The 25,645-nt window shown below is 68.9% G+C and carries 21 protein-coding genes; 16 read left to right on the forward strand and 5 right to left on the reverse strand.

The window, feature by feature from the left end; genetic code table 11:
* The 4 genes from AC1HC7_RS17120 to AC1HC7_RS17135 form a co-directional block, all read right to left on the reverse strand.
* On the reverse strand, positions 1-771 hold a 771-nt coding region (locus tag AC1HC7_RS17120; RefSeq protein ID WP_479499262.1), incomplete at its 3' end, for a glycosyltransferase family protein.
* Positions 772-992: 221 nt separating this feature from the next.
* Entirely contained in the window at positions 993-1,742 is a 750-nt protein-coding gene (locus AC1HC7_RS17125; RefSeq protein ID WP_479497460.1) for an SDR family oxidoreductase, read from the reverse strand.
* Positions 1,739-2,596, reverse strand: coding sequence for an N-acyl homoserine lactonase family protein (locus AC1HC7_RS17130; RefSeq protein WP_479497459.1), 858 nt, complete (start codon positions 2,594-2,596; stop codon positions 1,739-1,741). The genes AC1HC7_RS17125 and AC1HC7_RS17130 overlap by 4 nt, the downstream gene beginning before the upstream one ends.
* Positions 2,597-2,629: 33 nt before the next feature.
* Positions 2,630-2,905, reverse strand: coding sequence for a SlyX family protein (locus AC1HC7_RS17135; RefSeq protein ID WP_479497458.1), 276 nt, complete (start codon positions 2,903-2,905; stop codon positions 2,630-2,632).
* 151 nt (positions 2,906-3,056) lie between these two features.
* Here AC1HC7_RS17135 and tagH point away from each other — a divergent pair, with 151 nt between their 5' ends.
* From tagH to tssH, 16 genes are all read left to right on the forward strand, one after another.
* Complete coding sequence (gene tagH / locus AC1HC7_RS17140) at positions 3,057-4,694, forward strand: type VI secretion system-associated FHA domain protein TagH (RefSeq protein ID WP_479499263.1); 1,638 nt, start codon at positions 3,057-3,059, stop codon at positions 4,692-4,694.
* 42 nt (positions 4,695-4,736) lie between these two features.
* A complete protein-coding gene (gene tssK / locus AC1HC7_RS17145) occupies positions 4,737-6,080 on the forward strand; it encodes a type VI secretion system baseplate subunit TssK (protein ID WP_479498135.1) in 1,344 nt (447 codons plus the stop codon).
* Between the two features lie 9 nt (positions 6,081-6,089).
* The gene (gene icmH / locus AC1HC7_RS17150) at positions 6,090-7,508 is read left to right on the forward strand and encodes a type IVB secretion system protein IcmH/DotU (RefSeq protein ID WP_479498134.1); all 1,419 of its coding nucleotides are present in this window, start codon (positions 6,090-6,092) and stop codon (positions 7,506-7,508) included.
* Positions 7,505-11,065, forward strand: coding sequence for a type VI secretion system membrane subunit TssM (gene tssM / locus AC1HC7_RS17155; RefSeq protein ID WP_479498133.1), 3,561 nt, complete (start codon positions 7,505-7,507; stop codon positions 11,063-11,065). The genes icmH and tssM overlap by 4 nt, the downstream gene beginning before the upstream one ends.
* Positions 11,047-11,826, forward strand: a complete 780-nt coding sequence (gene tagF, locus AC1HC7_RS17160) for a type VI secretion system-associated protein TagF (RefSeq protein WP_479498132.1) — start codon at positions 11,047-11,049, stop codon at positions 11,824-11,826. Before tssM ends, tagF begins: the two co-directional genes overlap by 19 nt.
* Entirely contained in the window at positions 11,823-12,572 is a 750-nt protein-coding gene (locus AC1HC7_RS17165) for a PP2C family protein-serine/threonine phosphatase (protein ID WP_479498131.1), read from the forward strand. The genes tagF and AC1HC7_RS17165 overlap by 4 nt, the downstream gene beginning before the upstream one ends.
* Positions 12,573-12,694: 122 nt before the next feature.
* Positions 12,695-13,399 (forward strand): OmpA family protein, encoded by a 705-nt coding sequence (locus AC1HC7_RS17170; RefSeq protein ID WP_479498130.1) that lies wholly within the window; start codon positions 12,695-12,697, stop codon positions 13,397-13,399.
* A 119-nt stretch (positions 13,400-13,518) separates the two neighbouring features.
* Positions 13,519-15,090, forward strand: coding sequence for a type VI secretion system protein TssA (locus AC1HC7_RS17175; RefSeq protein WP_479499264.1), 1,572 nt, complete (start codon positions 13,519-13,521; stop codon positions 15,088-15,090).
* A gap of 83 nt (positions 15,091-15,173) precedes the next feature.
* Complete coding sequence (gene tssB / locus AC1HC7_RS17180) at positions 15,174-15,695, forward strand: type VI secretion system contractile sheath small subunit (RefSeq protein ID WP_479498128.1); 522 nt, start codon at positions 15,174-15,176, stop codon at positions 15,693-15,695.
* A gap of 3 nt (positions 15,696-15,698) precedes the next feature.
* Complete coding sequence (gene tssC, locus AC1HC7_RS17185) at positions 15,699-17,177, forward strand: type VI secretion system contractile sheath large subunit (protein WP_479498127.1); 1,479 nt, start codon at positions 15,699-15,701, stop codon at positions 17,175-17,177.
* 41 nt (positions 17,178-17,218) lie between these two features.
* A complete protein-coding gene (locus AC1HC7_RS17190) occupies positions 17,219-17,710 on the forward strand; it encodes an Hcp family type VI secretion system effector (RefSeq protein WP_479498126.1) in 492 nt (163 codons plus the stop codon).
* A gap of 218 nt (positions 17,711-17,928) precedes the next feature.
* Positions 17,929-18,732: a type VI secretion system accessory protein TagJ gene (locus AC1HC7_RS17195; RefSeq protein WP_479498125.1), complete on the forward strand. Its 804-nt coding sequence runs from the start codon at positions 17,929-17,931 to the stop codon at positions 18,730-18,732.
* Positions 18,722-19,219, forward strand: a complete 498-nt coding sequence (locus tag AC1HC7_RS17200) for a type VI secretion system baseplate subunit TssE (RefSeq protein WP_479498124.1) — start codon at positions 18,722-18,724, stop codon at positions 19,217-19,219. The genes AC1HC7_RS17195 and AC1HC7_RS17200 overlap by 11 nt, the downstream gene beginning before the upstream one ends.
* Positions 19,220-21,211, forward strand: a complete 1,992-nt coding sequence (gene tssF, locus AC1HC7_RS17205) for a type VI secretion system baseplate subunit TssF (RefSeq protein WP_479498123.1) — start codon at positions 19,220-19,222, stop codon at positions 21,209-21,211. It abuts the gene before it with no gap.
* A complete protein-coding gene (gene tssG, locus AC1HC7_RS17210) occupies positions 21,175-22,242 on the forward strand; it encodes a type VI secretion system baseplate subunit TssG (RefSeq protein WP_479498122.1) in 1,068 nt (355 codons plus the stop codon). The genes tssF and tssG overlap by 37 nt, the downstream gene beginning before the upstream one ends.
* 44 nt (positions 22,243-22,286) lie before the next feature.
* The gene (gene tssH, locus AC1HC7_RS17215) at positions 22,287-25,046 is read left to right on the forward strand and encodes a type VI secretion system ATPase TssH (RefSeq protein ID WP_479498121.1); all 2,760 of its coding nucleotides are present in this window, start codon (positions 22,287-22,289) and stop codon (positions 25,044-25,046) included.
* 67 nt (positions 25,047-25,113) lie between these two features.
* Here the strand turns inward: tssH and AC1HC7_RS17220 are convergent, their stop codons facing one another.
* A complete protein-coding gene (locus AC1HC7_RS17220) occupies positions 25,114-25,641 on the reverse strand; it encodes a DUF4123 domain-containing protein (RefSeq protein WP_479498120.1) in 528 nt (175 codons plus the stop codon).
* Positions 25,642-25,645 lie beyond the last annotated feature (4 nt).

The following is a 25,645-nucleotide window of genomic DNA, read 5'->3' on the forward strand; positions in this document are numbered from 1 at the left end:
CGCGCGCGCCGCCGCCGCCGCCGCGCCCGGCAGATCGCCCCGCGTGGCCAGCATGTCGGCAAGCTTCAGCAGCGTCGCCTCGCTGTCGCCGGCGGCCGCGGCGCCGGGCGCGTCGACCACCGGCATCCACAGCTCGCCGTCCTCGCGATGCGGCGGATGATAGCCGCGAGCGGCGGGCACCGGCGCGAAGGCCGCGCCGTCCTCGTCGGCGAGGTAGTCGTAGCCGATCGCCTGCAGGCGCCGTTCAGGGTCCAGCGCCGCGTAGAGGTCGCGCCGCGCGCGCCGCCGCGCCGGGGCGATCATTTTCAGGTGGTAGAGATTGATGCCGCTGTCGCGGATCTGGTAATCGGGCCCCGGCGGCAGCCATGGCGCATGCAGCGCGCCGGCGTTGCGGCGCTGCCCGTCGATCAGCGGAAACAGCCGGATGACGGTCTTGCCGCCCCAGATGCCGTCGGTGCGATAGGCGTCGGGCGCGTACAGTTCACGCAGGCGAAAGCTCCAGGCCGCCGGGCCATCGGCCGAGATCAGCTCGGGCATGGCCTCGCGCATCCCGGTTTCGAAACGTTCGTCGGGATCCACCGGCAAGACCCAGCGCGCCCCGGCGGCGCGCGCCGCGTCGAGCAGCGCGCCCTGTCGGTCCGGTTCGCTGGACACCGCGTCGCGCGCCTGCCGGTCGTCCAGAGAAATCCAGCCATCGACGAAGGGGCGGATGTTCTCGATCAGATCCGGCACCAGATGCGCGTCATAGCGGAACGCGAACACTGCCAGCACACGCGGATTCGGGACAAGAAGCCGGGTTTCGATCATCGGGCAATCGTTACGGTCGGGACAAGGCGAGGGCCGGCAAATCCAGATCTGCAATTCCGGGTCGAGACTGCGTCTTGATCGGTCATGCGAAGGCGATTGCGGCTGTCTATCGCGCATGGTTGCGGCTGGCAACCGGTCAGGGCGCGCCGCCCGGATCTGGCGGTCGGTCGCGCCGCCGCGCGGGTTCAGTCGTCCACATTGCCGAAAAGCCGGTTATGGGTCGGGCTGACCAGGATCTCGTTGAGGCAGACATGGGGCGGTGATTCGGCGACGAACCGCACCACACGGCCCAGATCCTCGGCCTGCAGCATCAGCGCGCGCGCCGCTTGCGACGGCGGCGAGGGGCGGGCGTCGAGGATCTCGGTCGCCACTTCGCCGGGCATGATCGCCGAGGCGCGGATGCCGTTGCGCCCTTCTTCCTGGTTGAGCGAATGCGCCAGCGCCACCACCCCGTGCTTGGAGGCGTTGTAGGCGCCCCCCGAGAGCGGCAGCGGGTGGCGCCCGGCCCATGAGGCGATCATCGCCACCAGCCCGCCGCGCTGCGCCCGCATCGCCGGCAGCGCCGCGGCCACGCCGTGCATCACCCCGGTGAGGTTGACGTCGATGATGCGCGCCCAATCGGCCATGGAGACTGCGGCGAAGCTGCGCTCGGCGACGTTCATCCCGGCATTGGCGACGAGGATGTCGATGCGCCCATGGCGCGCGAGGATGTCGTCGGCCACGGCCTGCGCGGCCTCGGCGTCGGTGACGTCGAGCGTCGCCGCATCGGCGTCGCCGCCCGCGGCGCGGATGTCGGCGGCGACCTGTTCCAGCGGTTCCGCGCGCCGCCCGCTCAGCACCACGCGGGCGCCGCCCTGCGCCAGCGAATGCGCCGTCGCGGCGCCGATGCCGCTGCCGGCGCCGGTGATCCACGCCACCTGTCCGTCGAGTTTCATGCCGGTCTCCTGCCTGTTGTCGGGGTCGGTTGCAAAGCTTGGACGCCGAAATCCTCGACCGGGCGCAGCGGGCCGCGGTCCAGCCGCCAGACGAAATCCGCCGCGCCCGACGCGCGCGGGAAGATTTCGCGCACCAGCGGGTCGTGGCCGGGGATCACCAGCCCGGGATCCGAGGCCAGCGACTGGATCAGGTCGAACCCGCGCAGCATGTCCTCCATGTCCACAAGGATCGGAAACGGGCTGCGCTTGCGGTAGTTTTCGTAATAATGCGCCGCGTCCGAGGCGAGGCACAGCCACCCCGACGCGGTCTTGACCCGCACCGCCTGCAGCCCGCGCGAATGCCCGCCGATGCGGTGCACGGTGACCCCGGGGGCCACCGCCGCGTCGCCGTCATGAAAAATCACCCGGCCCGAGAACGCATGCCGGACCATTTCGCAGACATGCTCGACGGTGAAGGGGTGGTTGAGCGCCGTGTCGCACATGCAGGGGCCGGTGGCGTAGGCCATCTCGGCGGTCTGCAGGTGGAAATGCGCGTTGGGAAACCGGTGCAGCCCGCCGGCGTGGTCGTAATGCAGATGGGTGATGATGACGGAGTCCACGTCCTGCGCCTCGACGCCCAGCGCCGCCAGCGCCGTCGCCGGGTCGCGCTGGATCGGGCGGCCGCGCCGCCTGGCCTCGACGCCGTCATATCCGGTGTCGACGACGATGACCCGGTCCCCCTGCTTCAGCGCCCAGACATAGTAGTCGATGGGGTGGGGCGCATCATGGTCGTCGGCCATGATGAAGGAATCGCGCCGCGTGCGGGCGTTCCGGTCGGCGTATTTCAGCGCGTAGACTTCCCAGACATCGTCCATGGCCATCCCTTTCCCGGCTGCGGCTATGCGGTTTCAGTAATGCGGCGGCGGCTGGTCGGGCGGGGGCGCGTCGCCGGTCTGCGGGTCGGCCTGCGCCTCGGCCAGCCGCTGCGCCACGAAGGCGAGCCGGCGTTTCAGCGCGTCGATCTCGTCCCATTGGCGGCGCACCGTGTCCGACAGTTCGTCGATGGTCAGGGTCTGGTGGGCGACGTGGATCTCCAGATCCGTCAGCCGCGCCGCCAGCGCCGGCGCGCCGGCCTGCGCCGCATCCCCGGCCCCGCGTTGGTCGCGATCCTGCGTTCCCGTCATGCCTTGCCCCGCCCCTTGCGCCCCGCTGCGCCGAAAGCCACGTTAAATCAGCGAGGCTTTGAAAGCGAAGCCGTTATATGTTCTTGTCGTGGAACCATTCGAACGCCCTGTCGCGGCTGGGCGGGGCCATAGGCATCCTGGGGGGTCGCCGTTGCGTGTAACCATCACCGTCTCGGGCATCGGCGCCGGCGCCGCGCGGGCCGCCGGGGGCGATTTCCGCGAGGTCGAGATCGGCCCCGCGCCTTTTGTCATCGGGCGCGGCGAGGTCAGCGACCTGCAGGTTGAGGATGACGCGCTGGAAATCTCGCGCCTGCATTGCGAACTGCGCGAGCACGAGGGCCGGTTGGTGCTCACCGACCGCTCGTCCAACGGCACCTTTGTCGGCTCGCGGGCGAATCAGCTGGTGAAGAATCAGCCGACGCATCTGCCCGACAGCGCCGTGCTGCTGGTCGGCGGCGCGCGGCTGGAGCTGAAGGTGCTGCGCCCCGGGGCTTCGGCGATCGAGGACAGCGGCGGGCTTGATCTGGATTCCGCCGATGACGGCGACGACGTGTTCGGGGTGCGCAACGTCACCGGCGCGCGGCCCGAGCCCAGGCGCCGCGCCGCGCCGGCGGAACCGCCGCTGGATCTGGACGTGGGCGCGGCGGCGGGCGGGCTGGCCGGGTTCGCGGATGATCCGGCGGGCGCGTCGGATGGCGGCGGCGATCTGGGTTTCGGCGCGAATTCGCTGCTGGCGCGCGAGGCGGCCCGCGCCGCGGCGGCCGAGGACGGCCCCGCCCCGACCAGCGCCGACATGAGTTTCGCCCCGCCGCGGCAGGCGCGCCCGCCGGCCGACGCGGCCCCGATGGCGGGCGGCGCGGCGCGCGCCGGATCGGGCGCCCGATCCGGTGACGTGAAGCTGCCCGATGACTGGATGGATGATTTCGGCGACGGGCCTTCGCTTGACGACGACGATCTTGATCCCGGGGCCCCGGTCGCGCCCGAAGACGACCCGCTGGCCCGGATGGAAATGGATCTCGACGATCTCGATCCCGGCGGGCCTGCGCCCGATCCGACCCCGACCCCGGCCCCAACCCCAACCCCGGCCCCAACCCCAACCCCGGCCCCTGCGGCGTCGATCCCCGATCCGGCGCCGATCGATCTTGAACCTGTTCCCGTTGCGGCGCCCGTCGCCGCGCCCGCGCCTCAGCCCGCCGACTCCGTGGCCCTGCGCGAAATATTCGAGGCGGTGGGGCTCGACTACGACGCCACGCCGCCGGCGCGCCGCGCCGGTCTCGCCATCGAAATCGCCCGCCAGCACCGGGCCATGGCCGACGGGCTGCGTCGCCTGCTGCTCATGCGCCGGGACGCGAAGATCGCGCTCGGGGTGCGATCGAGCCAGGTCGAGGTCGGCATGAATCCGTTGAAATGGGCCCCTGACGCCAACGCCGCGGTGGACGCGCTGCTCGGGTCCGGGACCGGCAGCTACAAGCGCGGCGACGCGGCCATCGACGACGCGGTGCGCTCGCTGGAAAGCCACCAGCTGGCGATGATCGGCGGCGTGAAGGCGGCGTTGCGGATCGCGCTCGGGGCCTTCGATCCCAACGAACTGGAGAAGAAGATCAAGTCCAGGGGCCTGTCCGCGGTGCTTCCGCAATTGCGCCGGGCCGAGCTTTGGGACAAGTTCGTGGAGAATTACACGGGCTTCGTGGAACAGGCGAATGACGACATTCGCATGGTTCTGGGCCGCGAGCTCGACAAGCTGTATTCTGACGACGGCGCTTCCGGGGGCCGCAACAGGCTGGATTGATGCAGGGGCCCGCCGGCTTGGCGGGCGACGAAAGGGAGTGGCATGGCGCTGGAACGTCGCGTGATGTGGGTCGAGGGCATGTTCCTGCGGCAGCATCACTTTCAGCAGCAGGACCGGTATGTGGACGCGACCGTCCGGGACCGCATCGCCGCCCTGTTCCCGTTCGGCTGGGGCCTGCGCCGCGCGCGCGTCGACGAAACCGCGCTGGCCGCCGGGTCCTTCGCGCTGGCGGAGGCCGAGGGGCTGCTGCCCGACGGCGCGCCTTTCGCCTTTCCCGGCCGCGATCCGGCCCCGGCGGCGATCGAGCTTGACCGCGACGTGATCAACCAGAACGTCTATCTGGTGGCCCCCGAAATCCGCCCCGGCCAGTTGCTGGGCGCCGCCCCGCGCGAGGGCGGCGGCCAGGTCGCCACCCGCTACGTGGTCGAGGAGGCGGAGGTTCGCGACAATCTCAACGAGGCGACGCAGCCGGTTGAACTGCAGCTCGGCGCGTTGAACCTGCGCTACGAGATCGGCGACCGCGACCGCCCCGGCTTCGTCGCCATGCCGGTGGCGCGGATCGCGGAACGCGGCGGCGACCGCATGGTGGCGCTGGTCGAAAACTACATCCCGCCGGTGCTCAGCGCCTCGGCCAACCCGGCGCTGACCGGTTATCTGGCCGAGATCGCCACCCTGCTGGACGCGCGCGCCGACGCGCTGGCCGGGCAATACAGCCAGGTTGGCGGGACCGGCGGCGCGGCGATCCACGAATTCATGCTGCTGCAGCTGGTCAACGCCAAATGCTGCCAGTTCAACGCCCTGCGCGACGCCGCCCATCACCACCCCGAACCGATCCACCGCCAGATGCTGGAACTGGCCGGGGCGCTTGCCGCCTTCACCCGCGAGGACACCCGCCGCCCGCCGAGATTCCCCAGATACGACCACGACAACCTGACCGCCACCTTCGCCCCGGTGATGGAGGAGCTGCGCCGCGGGCTCGCCTATCTGGGCGAACAGAAGGCGGTGCGCATCCCGCTCAAGGTCAACCGCCACCAGATCCATTTCGGCCCGATCCCGCATACGGACATCATCGACAACGGCCGCTTCGTGCTGATCGCCAACGCCGCCATGGACAGCGAGGAGTTCCGCGCGCTGTTCCCGCGTCAGGTCTCCATCGGCTCGGTCAACGAGATCAAGTCGATCATCGGCGCAGCGGACCGATCGGTGCGCATCCGCCCGCTGGCGCATCCGCCCCAGGAACTGCCGCGCATGGCCGGGTGGCTGTATCTGGAACTGGACAAGACCACCGCCGGTTGGCAGGACGTGGCCCGCAGCCAGTCCATCGCCATCCACTACGCGGCCCGCTTTCCGGAGCTGGAGATCCAGCTCTGGGGCATCAGGGAATAGGAGCGCGGCATGGCTGACAGCGACCCGCCGGAGTCCGACCCCTTTGACATCGGCGGCCAGAACGGCGGTCAACAGGGGGGCGCCGGCCCGGCGCCGCGCACCGTGGTCATCCCCAACCCCGCCGGGCGGCGCGCGCCGCGCCCCGCCGCGGCGGCCGCGCCCTCGGCCCCCGCCTACGGGCTCAACGAAGCCGACGCCGGGCGCCCCGGGGTCAATCCGCTGGTTGACGCCGCCGCCCCGGTATTCGAGCTGATCGTCTATCTCGGGCGTCAGGCGCAGCCCATGGACCTGGGCGAGCTGCGCAGCCGCATCCTGCTGATCATGCGCCGTTTCGTCGAGGCGGCGACGGCGGCGGGCGAGCCGCGCCAGGTGGTGGGGGTGGCGCGCTACGCGTTGTCGGCGACGCTCGATGACGTGATCCTGTCGCGCCCCTGGTCCGAGGATCTGACGCTGGAATGGGGCGCGCGCACGCTGATTTCGGAACTGGAGAACGAGGTGATCGCCGGCGATCGCTTCTTCGAATTTCTCGAAAAGGCCGAAAGCGACCCGGCGCGGTTCCGCAACCTGATCGAGCTGATGTATATCTGCATCAGCCTTGGCTTCATGGGCCGCTACCGGCGCGAACGCGCGCTGCTGCCCGAACTTGAACGCATCCGCGCCAAGGCGTTTCAGGTCATCAACGACACGCGCGGCGGGCTTGCCGACCGGGTCAGCCTGCATTGGCGGGGCGAGCCCCGCGACCGGCGCAAGATCCGCGAACTGATCCCGCTGTGGCTGGCCTTCGCGGTCTCCGCCGGGGTGGCGGGGCTGATGTTCGTGCTCGCCTACGGCTTTGTCGGCGACGCGGCGGCGCGGTCGGTGGCGGCGGTGTCGGCGATGCCGCTGAAGGGCGTCACCGAGATCGTGCAGTATCAGCCGCCCTACACCCCGCCGCCGGTGATCGTGGCGCCGCCGTCGGAATCCAGCGATCTCGAGGAGGTCGAATTCTTCCTGCAGCCGGAAATCGACGAAGGCCTGGTGCAGGTCTACGAACAATCCGGCGAATTGCGCATCCGCATCGTCACCGAGGTGGCGGGCAAGGCCATGTTCGGATCGGCCAAGGCCGAGGTGCAGGACGCCTACCGCCCGGTTCTGGAACGCGTCGCCAACGCGCTCAACGACAAGGATGGCGGGGTGATCATCGAGGGGCATTCGGATTCGATCCCCCTGAAGCACAACCGGAAATACGCCTCCAACTACCATCTGTCGCTGGCGCGCGCCGAGGCGGCGATGCGGGTGATGTCGGGCTTCATGGCCGAACCGGGGCGGCTCAGCGCCGTGGGCAAGGCCGAAAACGAACCCATCGCCTCCAACAAGACCCGCGAGGGGCGCGCGCTCAACCGCCGCGTCGAAATCGTGCTTGTTCCGCCCGAAGGGGACGCGCAGTGAAGAAGTTTCTGCTCCACCCGGTGTTTCTGGGCTTCGTGGCGCTGGTCATCCTGTCGCTGATCGCCTGGTTCGTCGGCGAATTGTTCGTCGCGACCGAAGGCGTCTGGACGCGGGTCGCCATCATCGCCGGGCTGACGCTGGTCTGGCTGATCTTCGTCGCCATCCGCTGGTGGCGCAAGCGCCGCGCCGCGAGGGCGCTGGTCGAGGGCATGACCGAAGACCCGGACGCCGACGCGATCAGCGACGAGGAAGCCGCCCTGCGCCGCAAATTCGCCGAAGCGGTGAAAAGCCTCGCCAGGCTGCGCTTCAAGTCGCGCTTCGGCGGCACGCGGCATCTGTATGAACTGCCGTGGTATGTGATCATCGGGCCGTCGGGCGCCGGCAAGACCACGGCGCTGAAGAATTGCGGGCTGGAGTTTCCGCTGCAAAAGGACGGCGACGGCGAAATCGCGCTGGACGGCGTCGGGGGCACCCGCAACTGCGACTGGGTGTTCACCAATGACGCGGTGTTCATCGACACCGCCGGGCGCTACGCCTCGCATGGCGCCAACGCCGCGGTGGACAGCGCCGCCTGGGGCAATTTCCTGAAGCTGCTGGAAAAGACCCGCCCGTCCGAACCCATCAACGGCGTGATCGTGGCCATATCCGTGGCCGAGATCGCCACCGCCGGGGCCGAGGAGATCGACGCGCTGGCCAAGGCCCTGCGCGAACGGCTGGGCGAGTTGAACGAGGCGATGTCGGCGGCGGTGCCGGTCTACGTGATGTTCACCAAGGCCGATCTGCTGGTGGGCTTCACCGAGATGTTCCAGTCCCTGCGCAAGGACGAGCGCGAACAGGTCTGGGGCGCCACCTTCCCCATGGGCAAGTTCAAGGATCTGACCGCCGAATGCGCCGAGAGCCTGGCGCTGGTCGAACCGGAATTCGACGCGCTGATCGCGCGCCTCGGCGAATTGCAGTTCGCGCGGCTGCAGGAGGAAACCGACCCCGGCATGCGGGCGCGGATCTTCGGGTTCCCGGCGCAGTTCTCCTCGATGAAGCCGGTGGTGGCGCGGCTCTTGCAAAAGACCTTCGAGCCCGACCGCTTCAGCCGACCGTTCGTGCTGCGCGGGTTCTATTTCACCTCCGCCACCCAGACCGGGCAGCCGGTGGACCGGCTGATCGCCCGCATGGCGGCGAATTTCGGGTTGGAGCGCCAGGCGGTGGGGCTGCTGTCGGGCGCCGGGCGCAGCTATTTCCTCGGCGACCTGCTGCGCAAGGTGGTGTTTCCCGAACAGGGCGTGGTGCGCGCCACCGCGCGCAAGAAACGCGGGCTGGCGGCGCTGAAGATCGCCGGGCTGGCGGCCAGCGTGGCGCTGCCGCTGCTGCTGGGGCTCGGGTTCTGGATGGTCTGGGACCACAACCGCCTGCAGGCGGACCAGTTCACCGCGGCGATGAAGCGATACGAGACGGCGCTGATCGACGGCGATTTCATGACCCTGAACGCCGAGACCGGCGAAACCGAACCCGTGCCGGTCGCCGATCAGAATCTGGAGGCGGCGCTGGCCCCGCTGGCCATCCTGCGCGACACGCGCGACGCGCTGGCCGCGCCGGACTCCGACCCGCCCTTCTGGGGCATGGGCATCGATGACAGCGCCGCGATCCGCGCCCAGGCCCAGCAGGCCTACGAGGAGGCGCTGGACGATCTGCTGCGCACCCGCATGATGTTCCGCCTCGAACAGCAGCTCGACGAACATCTGCACCAGCCGGAAATCGTCTACGACTACCTGAAAAGCTACATGATGATCGGCGGGGTGGCCCCGGCGTTCGACAAGGACTACCTGCGCGACTTTTTCGGCGAGGATTGGGCCGAGGCCTATCCCGGCATTCCCAACGCCTCGATCCGCGCCGCGCTGAGCGAGCATCTCGACGCCATGCTGGCGGCCGGGGTGCGGCCGCGCGATCTCAACAACGACTGGCTGGCCAAGGCGCGCGCCGCCGTCGGTCAGATCTCGCTGGCCGAACGCGCCTACCGGATCATGCGCCGCTCGCCCGAGGCGCGCGCGCTGAAGAACTGGGACCCGGTGACCAGCGGCGGGCGCACCGCGCCGGTGGTGTTCGTGCGCAAGTCCGGCGATCCGCTGGAAACGCCGGTGCGGGGCATCTACACCTATGACGGGTTCTGGGGCTATTTCATCCGCAGCCTCGGCGACGCCGCGCAGGCGGCGGTGGACGAACAATGGCTGGTGGCCGAGGCCCCGCGCAGCGGCGAGGACGAGACCCGCCAGATCATGGGCGACATCCTCGAGCTGTATTACGAGGATTACATATCGGTCTGGAACAAGACCGTCGAGGATCTGCGCTTCGTCACCTTCCGCGACGTTGACCACGCGGCGGACGTGTTCAGCGCCGCCTCCTCGACCACCTCGCCCTGGGTGCGGATCATGATCGACGTGGCGCGCGAAACCGATCTCGCCGCCGCCCCGGCGCAGGATTCGCCGCTGTTCAACGAGGTGCTGGAAAAGGGCATGCTGGCGCTGCGCCGCGGCACGCCCAAGGGCGCCGATCTCATCGGCGCCGCGGCCGCGCAGGCAAGCAGCAGCCTGCCGGGCGCGCCGGTGTCCAACGCGTTCGAGGAACTGCGCGATTTCGTCCGCGACGGGCGCCCCGGGACGGAGATCGACACCGTGCGCCGGGCGCTCAACGCGCTTTACGGGCGGGTGCTCAACATGAAGCGCCGCGGCGAACGGCTGGAAATCCTGTCCGCCACGCAGCAGGGGCAGGATCTGCTGCAGGCGGCCAAGCGCGCGCCGCTGGCGGTGGAGCAGTCGATCGTCGAACTGTTCGAACAGGCGGACGCGTTTTCGCGCGGGCAGAAACGCGCGCAGCTGTCGGAAATCTGGTCGTCGCGCATCTTCCCGATCTGCCAGCAGAACCTGCATGGCCGCTATCCCTTCGGCAAGGGCGCCCCGGCGCCGTTGCTCGACATGGCCTCGACCATCGGTCCGGGCGGCGTCATCGACACGTTCTTTCAGGAAGAACTGGCGCGCTTCGTCAACACAAGGGTCTCGCCCTGGCGCTGGACCGAGGAGGGCGCGGCGCTGGGCGTCTCCGGCAAGAACCTGGCCTTCTTCGAAAAGGCCGACCGGGTGCGCAAGGCGTTCTTCCCCGGCGGGGTGCTGGCGCCGCAGATGCGGCTCAACGTGATCCCGCGCGCCTTCGACCCGGCGGTGACCGTGGCGCGGATGCAGGTGGGCGGCGCGCAGGCGGCGTTCGAAAACGGCAAGCGTCAGGGCCAGCAGCTGATCTGGCCCGGCGCGCAGCCGGGCGCCGGCGCCACCCTGGCGCTGCAATACGGCGATGAGGGGCAGGAATCCTTCGTCTCCGAGCCCGGCGAATGGGGGCTGTTCCGCATGCTCGACAACGCCTCGGTGCGGCCCATGGGCGCCGGCGACCGGGTGCGGGTGCGCTTCATGGTCGAAGGGCGGCCCTTCATGGTGGAGATCAGCCTCGGGACCGCGAACAACCCGCTGTCCCTGAAGAAAGAAATCGGGGGCTTTCGGTGCCCGGCGCGGCTGTGACCCCGCTGGCGGTCGGCTATTGCGGCAAGGCGCCGCGATACGGCGATTTCGTCGCCCGCGGCCTGCCCGCGGCGGCGCGCCGCCAGATCGAGGACTGGCTGTCGGCGGGGCTCGCGGCCTCGCGCAAGGCGCTGGGCGACGGTTTTGACGCGGCCTGGCGGCGCGCGCCGCTCTGGCGTTTCGCCGCCCGCCCCGGCGGGCTGGCGGCGCCGCTGGCGCTGGGGGCGGTCGGGCCGAGCGTGGACAGCGTCGGGCGGTGCTACCCGCTTTGCGTCGCGGCGCTGTTCGACGGCGACGCCGCGCCGGAACGGGCGCTGGCCGCGCAGGCGGCGTTTCTGGCCGCGGCGGAGGATTTTCTGCTCGACGCGCTCGACCCCGGCGCCGATCTCGACGCGCTGTTCGCCGGCCTGCCCGCGCCGGCTGCGATGGCGGCGGGGGGTGACGGCGCCCTGGGCGACGGCGCCAGCGCCTGGGCGACGCTGGGCGTCGGCGGCGCGCCGGTCCTGAGGGTCTCCACCGACGGCCCGCCCGATCCGGCTGCGATCATGCCCCGGCTGCTGGCGGTCGCGCCGCCAACCGATTCCCCCCCCGACCCGCTGGCCGACCTTCCCCCCGGCGCGCCCGACGAGGCCGCCGCGTTAACCGAATCCCAACCTGTGAGGCGTGTCATGACCCCGCCCGAGCCGCTTGAGACCGATCCGGGCGACGACCCGCTTCATGGCCAACCGCTGGGGCTCGATCTTCATGAGGACACCCCATGACCCCGTTGCCCGGCCCAGCCACGCAAAGCCCGATCCACGCCGTGTCGGCGGGGTTGAGCGATGTGGGCGCGGTGCGCGAGCACAACGAGGACGCGCTGCTGCAGCGCGACGACATCGGGTTGTGGGCGGTGGCGGACGGCATGGGCGGCCATGCGCGCGGCGATTTCGCCGCCGCCACCATCATGACGCATTTGCAGGAGGCCGCGCCGGCGCTGCGCCCGCGCGACCGTCTGCGCGAATTGGTGACCCGGGTGGAGGCCGCCAACGCGATCCTGCGCTCGGTCGCCGCCGAGGAGGGCGTGGAGGCCATCGGCGCGACGCTTGTGGCGTTTCTCGAAGCCGGGACCACGGGCCTGTTCGTCTGGATCGGCGACAGCCGCGGCTACCACCTGCGCGACGGGGAGATGCGGCAGATGACCCGCGATCATTCGGTGGTGCAGGAACTGGTCGCGCGCGGCGAGATCTCCGAGGACGAGGCCGAATCGCATCCCCACGCCCATGTGCTGACCCGCGCCATCGGCGCCTCGGAGGACCTGGATTTCGATTTCGAACAGGTGCGGATCGCGCGCGGCGACCGGGTGCTGCTGTGCTCGGACGGGTTGACCCGCGCCCTGCCGCCGCTGCGGCTGGCGGAACTGTTCGACGCCGCCTCGGGGCCTCAGCAGGCGGTGGAGGATCTGATCGGCGCGGCGCTGGACGCGCGCGCTCAGGACAACGTCACCGCGCTGGCGGTGTTCTTCGAATAACCGCCGCCGGGCCGCGCGCCCGGCCACCGTTTGCGCGGCGCGCGTTGACTATCGGCCCTGCGCCCCCCATCTCAGATCCATTGAACGCTTGCAATTGAACGCCATGCACAAGGAGGCGCCCCATGCTGCGCATCATCTTCAGCGGCCTCGTCGCCGCAGCGCTGATCTTTCCGACCCTGTCCGGGGCGGCCGAGATGTCCTCGGATGAAATCCTGCAACGCCTTCAGGCGCAGCGCGCCGATCTGAAGAAGCAGGGCAAGACCCGCCAGGCCCGCACCCGCACCCTGTCCATCGTCGACGACGCCGCCGCGCCCGCGCCGCAAGCCGCCGCGACCCAGGCCCCCGCCGCGACCGTGGCCCGCGCCCAGCCCTCGCCGCAGGATACGGTGGTGGTGATCCCGGCGCAGAAGGAAACCCCGGCGATGCTGGTCTCCGCCGAACCGGGGGTCGCGGCCAGCGCGCCGCCGCCCCAGGCGCTGGACGCGGCGGTGACCATCGACCTGCAGATCCTGTTCGAATTCGACAGCGCCCGGCTCCAGCACCGCGCGCGCGGGCAGGTCGCCAAGCTGTGCAAGGCGCTCGGCGCCGATCGGGGCGAAGGCGTCTACCAGGTCATCGGGCACACCGATTCCTCGGGCTCCTTCGACTACAACCTGACCCTGTCGCGGGCGCGCGCGGCCGAGGTGATCCGGTACCTCACCGGTCCGGAATGCGGCATGCCCAAGCGCCGCTTCATCGCCGTGGGCATGGGCGAGCAGCGCCTCAAGCTCCCCGAATCGCCGCGCTCCGCCGCCAACCGCCGGGTGGAGATCCAGATCGCCGGCTGAGCCGCCCGAAATACGGGTCGTTTACGGTTCGTCAAGAAAGTATCTCCAAGAAAACAGATGATATCCTGTCGGCGCCCGCTATTCTGCGGGCGCCGAATTTGGTCCGGGAGAGTCGCTGCATGACCGACGAGCGGGAATTCACCCTCGACGATGCGTTCTACCAGCCCGTGTCGCCCGACGATCCGGCCGGACCGGATCTGCGCCGCGACGAAGACCACCACGCGTTTCGCCAGCTCTGCACCCCCCGCCCCGAACGCTACGACCCGATCGCCGGCAAGGAGCTGCCCGCCGAACCCGCCCGCTGGAAAGAGGCCCTGCCCGCCGGGCGCGCGCTGCTGGCGCGCACCAAGGACGCGACCGTGCTGGCGCTGGTCGCGCAGGCGGAACTGGCGGTGAACGGCCTGCCGGGGCTGGCCGGGGCGCTCGACCTGATGCGCGCGACCCTGAAGGACCACTGGCAGGCGATGCATCCGCGCGCCGACGAGGACGACGATTACTGGGAACGCGCCGCGGTGTTCCGCGCGCTCAACGGGGTCAACATGCTGGCGCGGCCCATCGAACAGGCGGCGCTGCACGTGTCGCCCGCGGTGGGGCCGCTGAGCTGGCGCACGCTGGCCATCGCCGCCGGCGAACTGGACGCGAAGAAAAACGAGATCGCGCTTGGCGAGGACAATCTGCGCCAGCTGCTGGCCGAGGAGAAGGGCGGCGCCGAAGCTTTCGCGCGCGCCTGGCGCGCGGCGGGGGCGGCCAAGGCGCTGCTGGGCGAAATCGAAACCATCGTGTCCGAGGCCGAGGGCTCCGAGCGCATCTCGCTCGCCGCCCCGGTGGGCGCGTTGGAAAAGCTGGAGGCGGCGCTCGCGCCCTATGCCGACGCCGCCGCCGCGCCGATAGAGGACGCCGCGGCGGACGCCGCCGGCGAGGACGCCGCCGCGCCCAACCGCGCCCGCCCCGGACAGATCGCCGATCGCGACGAGGCGGTGGCGCTGATGAACGCGGTGATCGCCTATTACGCGCGCAGCGCGCGTTCCAGCCCGGTGCCCTTCATCCTGATTCGGGTGCGCGACCTGCTCGACAAGTCGTTTTCCGAGGTGCTGGACGAGGTGGCGCCGGGCGACTGGGCCGACGCGGCGCTGAAGATCGACGGCATGAGCGCCGAGCTGCTCGGCGCGGTGCCTGATTCGCCCGCGCCCGGCGATCGCAGCGCCCCCCGGACCGGCGCCGCCGCGGGCGAGGCCATGTCCGACGCCGCCGCCCGCGTCGCCGCCGCGGTGGAGGCGATCGCGACGGCCGCCGCCGCGCCGGATGCGCCCGCCGCGCCCCCTGACGGCGCCTCCGAGGGCGACGCGGGCGACCGGATCGCCCCCCCCGCGCCGCCCGATCTGGCGCCGCTGATTGCAGAGGCGCGCGAGGCGGTTGCGGCGCTCGAGGCCGTTGCGACCGCGCCCGCCGGCGCCGCGTCGCCCGGCGATGCGCCGGGCGCCGAGTCGCCCGGCGGCATCGACGGGCGCGCCGAGGTGAAGGACGCGCTGGAGCGCCTGGCGCGGTTCTTCGAGGCCAATGATCCCAACAGCCTCGCGCCGGCGTTTCTGCGCCGCGCTCGGCCCTTGGTTGATCAATCGTTTCTGGATATAATCAAGGAACTGGCGCCCAAGGGCGCGGGGAGCGCGAAGCTGCTTTTGCATCGGGAATGACGGGCGATTCGCGTCGCCTCGTTGCGCGCGGGTTTGCTGATTGATCGAGTTCACAGAAATCTGAAGAAATGGGAGACGTCTTGATGGCGAGTGACAGCAGCCAGAAATTCATCGGGCGCAACCGCGCGCCCCGGGTCCAGATCGAATACGACACCGAGGTCTACGGCGCCCAGAAGAAGGTCAACCTGCCTTTCGTCATGGCGGTGATGTCCGACCTGAAGGGCAAGGCGCAGGACGGCGAGGAGGAGGTTCCCGTCGACGAGCGCGAATTCGACGATGTCGATGTCTCCACCTTCAACGCCTACATGAAGGGCACCAAGCCGCGGGTCGCCTTCCGCGTCGCCAACAAGCTCAATGACGAGGGCGGCGAGATCCCGGTGGACATGACCTTCACCTCGATGGACGATTTCACCCCGGCCAAGATCGCCGAGCAGGTGGCGCCGCTGAAGGAATTGCTCGACGCGCGCAATCAGCTGAAAAGCCTGCTGACCTTCATGGACGGCAAGGCCAACGCCGAAAAGCTGATCGAGGATCTGCTGAAAAACCCAACCCTGCTGAAATCCCTGAGTTCGTCCAAGGACGGCGAGTCCGGGGCGGAGGAGTAACCCATGGCCGAAACCGAAAGCGCAGCCGCAGGCGAAGCGCAGGAACTGGGGCTCGACCAGTTCGAGGAGCTGCTTCAGAAGGAATTCAAGCCGAAAAACGACTACGCGCGCGACGAGGTCAACAAGGCCGTGCGCACGCTGGCCGAACAGGCGCTCGACAAGGCCGGGCTGATCCCCGAGGAGGTGGTGTCCACCATCCGCGCCATGATCTCCGAGATCGACGCCACCCTGACCGCGCAGATCAACGAGATCCTGCACGCCCAGGATTTCCAGAAGATGGAGAGCGCCTGGCGCGGCCTGCATTTCCTGGTCAGCAAGACCGAGACCGGGACCGACCTGAAGATCAGGGTCATGAACATTTCCAAGAAGGACATCCGCAAGACCCTGTCCAAGTATCCCGGCACCGACTGGGACCAGTCGCCGCTGTTCAAGAAGCTGTATGAAAGCGGCTACGGCGTGCTGGGGGGCGAACCCTACGGGGCGATCGTCGGCGACTACCAGTTCGACCATTCCGGGGCCGACGTGGACATCCTGCGCGGCATGGGCCAGATCGCGGCGGCGGCGCATTCGCCCTTCATCACCGGCACCGCGCCCTCGCTGCTGGATCTCGACAGCTGGCAGGACATCTCCAAGCGCAAGGACCTGGCGACGCTGTTCGACACGCCGCCCTACGCCGAATGGCGTTCGCTGCGCGAAAGCGAGGACGCGCGCTACATCGGCCTTGCCATGCCCCGCTTCCTGGCGCGCCGCCCCTACGGCAAGAACAACCCGGTGGACGAGTTCGATTTCGAGGAGGAGACCAACGGCGCCGACGAATCCAAATTCGCCTGGTCGAACGCCGCCTACGCCATGGCCGCCAACATCACCCGGGCCTACAAGCAGTATGGCTGGTGCTCGCGCATCCGCGGCGTGGAGAGCGGCGGCGCGGTGGAAAACCTGCCGACGCACTCGTTTCCGACCGAAAAAGGCACTTTCGCCGAACAATGCCCCACGGAAGTTTCGATCACCGATCGGCGCGAAATGGAGCTGGCGAATCTCGGCTTGATGCCGTTAATCTACAAGCAGAACAGCAACATGGCGGCTTTCATCGGCGCCCAGTCGCTGCATCAGCCGGTGGAATACGACAACCCCGACGCAACAAAAAACGCTCATTTGGGCGCTAGATTGCCTTACATGTTTGCATGCTCGCGCTTCGCTCACTATCTAAAACACATGGTCAGGAACAAAGTCGGTTCCTACATGGAAAAGGAGGACATGCAGAAGTGGTTGGGTTCCTGGATCCAACAGTATGTGAATAACCAATCCGGCGCCACCGACGAGCAAAAAGCAAGGCGGCCTTTGTCTTCCGCCGAAGTGCAAGTCGAGGAGGATCCGGAAAATCCAGGCCAGTACTCTGCAAAGTTCTTCTTGCGCCCGCATTATCAGTTAGAGGGCGTTAACGTATCTCTCCGCCTCGTTTCGAAACTGCCATCTGAGGTGTAGGGGTGATTGATCTGATACCAGCCAACTAGAGGAGATTTATCATGGCTGTTCAAATGCTTCTGAAGTTCGACGACGCCGCCGGCATCAAGGGCGAGTCCAAGAAAGACAAGCATGTCGGCGAGATCGACGTCTATTCGTGGTCCTTCGGCATGGTGCAGTCCGGCACCTGGCACACCGGCGGCGGCGGCGGCGGCGGCATCGTCAACATGCAGGACATCACGCTGACCAAGTTGCTCGACGCCTCGTCCTGCGACCTGATGAAGCGCTGCTGCGACGGGTCCCATATCCCGGAAGCCACATTGACCGTCTACAAGGTCGGCGGCGAAAACCTCGACTACTACACGATGACGCTGAAGAAGGTGATCGTGTCCTCGGTCCAGACCTCGGGCGCCGAGGGCGGCGACACCGTCAACGAGACGCTGTCGCTGAACTTCGCTTCGATCGAGATCAAGTACAAGGAGCAGGCGGACGACGGGTCCGCGAAGGCCGAGTACGAGATGGGCTTCGACGTGGAAGCCAACGTCCCGCTCTGATCGGAGCCTGACCACATGTCCCGGAGCGATCCGGGCGCACCGCCGGGGGGCGCGATCCCCTCGGCGGCGCTTGCGTCTCTTCATGCGCGCCGCCGCGCCGTCCGAGGCCGGCCGCTGCGCGCCTGAATATCGCGCAGCGGCGCGAATCGCGGGGCTGGTTCGCCCGCGGCGCTTGCGCTAGGCTCGGCCGCAAGCGATTGAGGCGAAGGGGTTTCACCATGTCACAGGATGCCGCGCAGGACGCGCTGCGCCAGGGCGATCTGACCAAATGCCGGGATCTGCTGTTCAAGCATGTGCGGGCCAACCCCGCCGACCAGCCGGCGCGGATATTTCTGTTCCAGTTCCTCGCCCTGACCGGCGAGACCGAGCGCGCCAGGAAGCAGCTGATGCTCTACGCGCAGATGGACCCCGAATCGCTGGGCTTCGCGGCGATCTATTCCGCCGCGCTCGACGCCGAGGACACCCGCGAGCAGGTGATCGCCGGCAAGATCCCGCCGCCGGTGTTCGGCCAGCCCGAGCAATGGCTGGCCCAGCTCGGCGCGGCGCTGGCCGAGGATTCCGCCGGGCGCGCCGACGCCGCCGCCGCCCTGCGCGCCGAGGCCTTCGCCGCGGCCCCGGCCACGGCGGGAACCGCGGATGGCGAGAAATTCGACTGGATCGCCGACGCCGACGCCCGTTTCGGCCCGGTGCTGGAGGTGGTGATCGACGGCGGATATCACTGGCTGCCGGTCCAGCACGTCGCCAAGCTGACGCTGGAAGCCCCCAGCGACCTGCGCGACGTGATCTGGATGGAGGGCGGGGTGACGCTGGCCAATGGCGGCGAATTCGGCCTGCTGGTGCATTCCCGTTACCCGGGCGCGGCGAAGGCCGCCGACCCCGCCACCGTGCTGGCGCGGCGCACCGACTGGGAGCAGATCGGCGAGGGCATGTATCGCGGATCCGGCCAACGCATGCTTGCCACCGACCAGACGGACCTGTCGCTGATGGATCTGCGCGAGCTGGTCTTTGACAATGGCGGTTGAGACCACCGAGCGGTTCTGGCCATCGCTGCGCGACCGGCTGACCGCCGGCGAGCGCGACGGGCTGCCGCTCGACGATCATTTCCTGTCCGCCGAGGCGCTGCGCGCCCATGTGAAGCGCGATCTGGAAAGCCTGTTCAACGTCACCAATCTGGAGGCCACCGAGGACCTGTCGGGCTACCCGGCGATCCGCCGCTCGATCCTCAATTTCGGCGCCCCCAACCTGATCGGGCAACTGGCCTCGGGCATCGACGCCGGCGCGCTGGAACGCAAGCTGCGCACGGCGATCATCGCTTTCGAACCCCGCCTGCGCCCGGAAACCGTCGGCGTGCGCATCACCACCGTCACCAAGGACGGCCGGGTGGACGCCGAACGCCCGATCCAGTTCGACGTTTCGGGCGAGATCTTCGCCACCCCGGTGCCCGAGCAGATCTTCCTGCGCTCGGTCTGGGACGTGGAGCTTGGCGCCGCCAGCTTCGAGGTCGAATAGATGGAGGAGCGGCTCAAGACGTTCTACGAACGCGAATTGCAGCATCTGGAGGGCCACGCCAAGGAATTCGCCGAGCGCCAGAAATTCCAGAAACTGGCGGCGCGGCTCGGGCTCGGGGCCACGGTGGCGGTGCGCGATCCGTTCGTGGAATGGCTGCTGGAAGGCTTCGCCTACCTGACCGCGCGGGTGCAGCTGAAGCTCGACGAGGAATTCCCCCGCTTCACCCAGAACCTGCTGTCGGTGGTCTATCCGCATCTCTGCGCCCAGACCCCGTCGATGATCGTCGCTGAACTGATCCCCGATCGCAACAACAAGGCGCTGCTCGACGGCCCGGCGGCGCCAAAGGGCGTGCGGCTGCGCGCGAAGGTCTCCGGTCCGGACCGCAAGGAGGTCGCCTATCTCACCGGCCGTTCGCTGCGGCTCTGGCCGCTGGAGACGCGCGGCGCGGAATATCTCAGCGACCGGCCCTCGGTGATGGCGCGCGCCGAACCGACGGTGCAGGCCGCCGAGACCGCGCTGGCCCAGGCGGCGGCGCTGGCCGAGCCGGGATCGCGCCCGGCGCGAAAGGTGGAAAGCGGGCTGGCGCTGCGGCTGGGGCTGACCTGCGACGGGGTGATGGGCGACTGCCTCGCCGACGAGATCGACGTGTTTCTTTCCGGCTCGCCCAGCGTCGCCAACGCGCTGTTCGAGGCCTGCCTGATGGGCTGCGCGCGGGTCGATGCGGTGATCCCCGCGCCGCGCCGGGGCATGCGCGCGCGCCACATCCCGTTGACCGCCACGCCGCTGGGGTTCGAACGCGACCACCATCCCGACGGGCTCGGGGCCGAGGACGACGCGCTGCTGCCCCATGATCTGCGCGGCTTTGACGGCTATCGCCTTCTGCATGAATTCTTCGCCCTGCCGGAGCGGTTCCAGTTCATGCGCCTCGGCGGCCTGCAACGCGCCTTTCAGGCGGTCGAGGGCGACGAGATCCAGATCGTGTTCGCGTTCTCGGCTGAATTCGAGGCCCTGCGCGGGCGCGTCGGCAAGGAACATCTGCGCCTGCATTGCGTGCCCGCCGTCAACCTGTTCGCGCATCAGACCGACGACGTGCGCCTGACCAACAGCGCCGTGGAGCACCATCTGGTGCCCGATCGCGGCGCCCCGGCGGATTTCGAGATCCATTCCATCACCAGCGTCGTCGGGCGCGGCGAGGGCGGGATCGAACAGCGCTTCCTGCCGTTCTTCTCGACAAGGGGCTTTGGCGCGCGCGACCGGGTCAACCAGCGGTTCTTCGCCATCAACCGCGTCCCGCGCGAGGCGTCGATCACCGCCAGCGGCGACGCGCGGCTGAAGGAATACCGGGGCGACGAGCTGTACATATCGATCGTCGACGCCGAATGCGCGCCCTGCGACCCGGCGCTGAAACGGCTGGCGGTGCGCACCTTGTGTTCCAACCGGCACCTGCCGCTTTACATCGGCGGCGAGACCGCGGCGCTGACCTCGGACACCGATCTGGGCTGCGCGTCCATGCGCATCGCCGCCGGGCCGAGCCAGCCGCGATCCGGGGCCCAGTCCGGGGCCCGCATGTGGCATGTGCTCAGCCACCTGTCGCTGAACTACCTGTCGCTGATCGACACCGATCAGGGGGGCGGCGACGCGGCCATGCGCCAGTTGCTGGGCATCTACGCGCCCGAGGAGGACCGCGCCGCGCGCCAGCTTGTGGACGCCCTGCGCGCGGTGGCGGCGCGGCCCATATCCGGGCGCCTGCATCCGCGCGGCGGCGGCGGATCGCGCGGCGCGCCGCAACCCATCGCCTTCGGGCGCGGGCTGGAAGTCACGGTGACGCTGGACGAGCGTCAGGAACGTTCGCCGGTGCTGGCGTCGATCCTCGACCGGTTTCTTGCGGGCTATGCCGGGGCCAACAGTTTCACCCAACTGAAGCTGAATTATCTTGACGGACAGGAGCGTTTTCTGTGGCCGAAGCGATCGGGGACGAGACCGACCCTGTAGCGGCCCCCGCCGCGCAGCAGCTATCCGAGGCGGTCGCGGCGCTGGCCGACCGTCCGGAGGCGTTCGACCTCTACGCCGCCGCGCGCCTGTTGCAGGCGGCGCATCCCGACAAGCCGCGCATCGGGCGTTCGACCCGCATCGAACAGGATTTCGTGCGTTTCGCGCAGGAACCGACCCTGTCCTTCCAGGCCTCGCAGATCGCCGGCTTCGCGCCGCGCGACGGCGACGGGCCGCAGCTGCTGAAAAGCTACGTGTTCGGGCTGTTCGGCCCCAACGGCGCGCTGCCGATGCAGATGACCGAGGATGCGCTGCATGAACGCGTCGGCGGGCGCAGCGGCGCCACCGCCGAATTCGTCGATATCTTCCACCACCGGCTGATATCGCTGCTGTATCGCGCCTGGGAAACCACCCAGATCGCGGTCAGCCGCGACCGCCCCGGGCAGGACCCCTACGAGGGCTGGCTGAACGCCTTCAGCGGCGCCGAACCGCTTGCCATGCGCAACCGCGACGCGCTGCCCGACGATCTGCGCCGCCGGCTTTCGGGGTGGTTTTCCTCCGGGCCCAAAAGCGCCGCCGGGCTCGCCGCCGTGGCCGAGGAGGTGATCGGCGTGAAGGTCGCGATCGAGGAATTCCGCGGCGAATGGCTGGCCATCGCCCCGGACCAGCGCGCGCGGCTCGGCGGTTCGGCCATGGGGCTCGGGACCGACATCGTGGTCGGGGATCGTTACTTCAGCCTGCAGTCGCGCTTGCGGATTCGCACCGGGCGGCTCAACATCGACCAGTATCGCGCCCTGCTGCCGGGCGCGCCGATCTTCGCGCGGCTGCGCGACGCGGCGCGCGCCTATCTGGGGCTGGCGATCGGCTGGGAGGTGCAGCTGGTGCTCGATTCCGACGACGTGCCGCCGCTGCGGCTGGCGCGCGCCGACGAAACCCCGCTGCGGCTGGGTTACGAGACCTGGCTGACCGACGAGACGCCCATGCGCGACGCCGAAGATCTGGTGCTTGAGGGCGCCTATGCGGGGACCGGATGATTTTTTGAATGCGCCCTTCCAGGCATGAAAAATGAGGTTGATACATGTCCACGATCAAACGCTCGGACGTTCTGAACAAGCTCAACGCCCCGGCCCGCCGGGCCATGGAGAACGCGCTGAAATCCGCCAAGCTGCGCGGCAACCCCTATGTGGAGCTGCTGCACTGGATCGAGCAGCTGGCGCTCACCGAAAACGCCGACGTGATGAAGATCGCGCAGCATTTCGGCATCGACCCGTCGCGGCTGATTGCGGATCTGACCGCCAGTCTCGACGCGCTGCCGCGCGGCTCGACCTCGATCTCGGACATTTCGGATCACATTTTCGACGCCATCGAACGGGGCTGGGTGCATGGCTCCATGCGCTTTGACGACAACAAGGTGCGCTCGGGCTACGCGCTGCTGGGCGCGCTGGCGACGCCGGGGCTGGACCGGATCCTGCACCGCATGTCGCGCGAATTCGAAAAGATCGACGTGAAGGACCTGGAGGCCGGGTTCCCCGGCATCGTCAAGGGGTCCGTCGAGGACGGCGAGCCCTCGTTGCAGGCGCAGGGGCTGGACGCCGGCGCGCCCGGCGCGGCTTCGGGCGCCATGCCGCCCGCCGCGGGCAAGGGCAATGCGCTGGCCGTCTATGCCGAGGACCTGACCGAAAAGGCCCGGTCCGGCAAGATGGACCCGATCGTCGGGCGCGACGCGGAAATCCGCGCCATGATCAACATCCTCATGCGCCGGCGCCAGAACAACCCGATCCTCACCGGCGAGGCGGGGGTCGGCAAGACCGCCGTGGTGGAGGGGTTTGCGCAGCGTCTGGCGCGCGGCGACGTGCCGCCGCAGCTGCGCGACGTGAAGCTGCTGGCGCTGGATATCGGGCTGATGCAGGCCGGCGCCTCGATGAAGGGCGAATTCGAGAACCGCCTGCGCCAGGTGATCGACGAGGTGCAGAGCTCCGAAACCCCGATCATCCTGTTCATCGACGAGGCGCACACCCTGATCGGCGCCGGCGGCGCGGCGGGCACCGGCGACGCCGCCAACCTGCTGAAACCGGCGCTGGCGCGCGGCGAATTGCGCACCGTGGCCGCCACCACATGGTCGGAATACAAGAAATACATCGAAAAGGACCCCGCCCTGACGCGGCGCTTCGAAGTGGTGAAGATCGAGGAGCCTGACGAGGCCAAGGCGGTGCTGATGATGCGCGGCATCGCGTCCTCGCTGGAAAAGCACCACCGCATCCAGATTCTCGACGAGGCGCTGGAGGCCGCCGTGCAGCTTTCCGCCCGCTACGTCCCGGCGCGCCAGCTGCCCGACAAGGCGGTGAGCCTGATCGACACGTCATGCGCGCGGGTCGCGGTCAGCCAGCACGCGGTGCCGGCCGAGGTCGAGGACCTGCGCCGGCGGATTTCCGCGCTGGAGGTCGAACAGGCCATAATCGGCCGCGAAAAGGCCATCGGGCTGGAGGTCGCGGAACGCGAGGCCTCGGTGCTGGCCGAACTGGAAGCCGAGGCGGCGGCGCTGGTCGATGTCGAGGCGAAATGGGATCGGGAAAAGGCGCTGGTGGATGAAATCCTCGACCTGCGCGCCCGGCTTCGCGGCGACAGCGCCCCGGTCGAGGGCACGGGATCGGCGGTGGAGGCCCGCGCCGAGGCCGAGGCGGAAACCGAGGAGGCCGAGGCCGAAGCCGCCGGCGAACCGGTCGATGACGGCCCGCTGGAAGGCGAGGCCCGCGACGCGGCCATGGAAACCCTGCAGGGCAAGCTCGCCGAACTGGAGGACTTGCAGGGCGAGGCGCCGCTGATCCTGCCAAGCTGCGACCGCCAGGCGGTGGCGGCGGTGATCCAGGACTGGACCGGCATCCCGGTGGGGCGCATGGTCTCCAACGAGATCGAGAACGTGCTGACGCTGGCCGACCGACTGGCCGCGCGGGTGGTCGGCCAGGACCACGCCATGGAGGCGGTCGCCAAGCGCATCCAGACCAACCGCGCCGGGCTGGACGCGGAAAACAAGCCCATCGGGGTGTTCCTGCTGGCCGGCCCTTCCGGCGTCGGCAAGACCGAAACCGCGCTGGCGCTGGCGGAAATGATGTATGGCGGCGAACAGAACGTGGTCACCATCAACATGTCGGAGTTTCAGGAGGCGCACACGGTTTCGACCCTCAAGGGCGCGCCGCCGGGCTATGTGGGCTATGGCGAGGGCGGCGTGCTGACCGAGGCGGTGCGCCGCAAACCCTATTCGGTGGTGCTGCTCGACGAGGTGGAAAAGGCCCACCCGGACGTGCATGAAATCTTTTTCCAGGTGTTCGACAAGGGCCTGATGGAGGATGGCGAGGGCCGGCGCATCGACTTCAAGAACACCCTGATCCTGCTGACCTCGAATGTGGGCTCGGACCTGATCATGAAGCTGTGCGAGGACCCGGATCTGGCCCCCGAACCCGACGCCATCGCCACCGCGCTGCGCCCGGAGCTGCTGAAGGTGTTTCCGGCGGCGCTGCTGGGGCGGCTGGTGGTGATCCCGTATTTCCCGCTGTCGGATGAAATGGTGGACATGATCGCCGGGCTGAAGCTCAAGCAGATCCAGCGTCGGGTGACCGCGACCCACGGGGCCGAGCTGACCTATGATCAAAGCGTGCTGGATCTGGTGCGCGCGCGCTGTTCGGAACTGGAATCGGGCGGGCGCATGATCGACGCCATTCTCACCAACACGCTGCTGCCCACCATCAGCCGCGAGGTGCTGAACCGCATGGCCGAAGGCGCGCCGATCCGTTCCATCGCGGTCAGCGCCAAGGACGGCGAATTCGCCTACGAGATCGACTAGGCGCAAACGCGCCCCGGGTCAGGCCCGGGGCGCGGCGCGGGTTCGGGCCGCGCGCCCCGACCGCGGATCAGTCGAGCCCGTTGGGCCTGAAGGGCAGGATGTCCTCGCCGCCGTCGCTTTCCACCAGAAAGCGATCCACAACCTTGCCGAACATCTGCCCGATCTGCCCGTCATCGCAGGTGGGCAGGAAATCGCGCAGCACCCGCGGGTCGTAGAAGCGGAAATAGCAGAACTGGCCGTCGGGCATCTCGACGATGGTCAGACGGCGGAAATGCGCCCGCAGGTCCAGCATCTCGGATTCCGAGGTCAGCCACACGTTCCAGCTGTTCCCCCAGCCGTTGTCGAACAGCCAGTCGAAAAACCGATCATCGTCGCGCAGTTCCACCAGATAGGGGGCGACCACGGCGACTTCGGGCTCCAGCTCGCCCAGATACAGGCATTCGCGGGGCGGGGCCATGTCGTCGAAACGATCAAGCAGTTCAAGGCATCGCGCGCCGTCGATGATCGCGTAGGCCTTCAGGAACGGATCCGCGAACAGCGCCTGCTCCAGCGCCGCCTTGGATTTGGTCTGGTCGACTCCGTTGCCACCGGTCATTGCC

It is taken from the genome of Oceanicella sp., assembly GCF_056449545.1.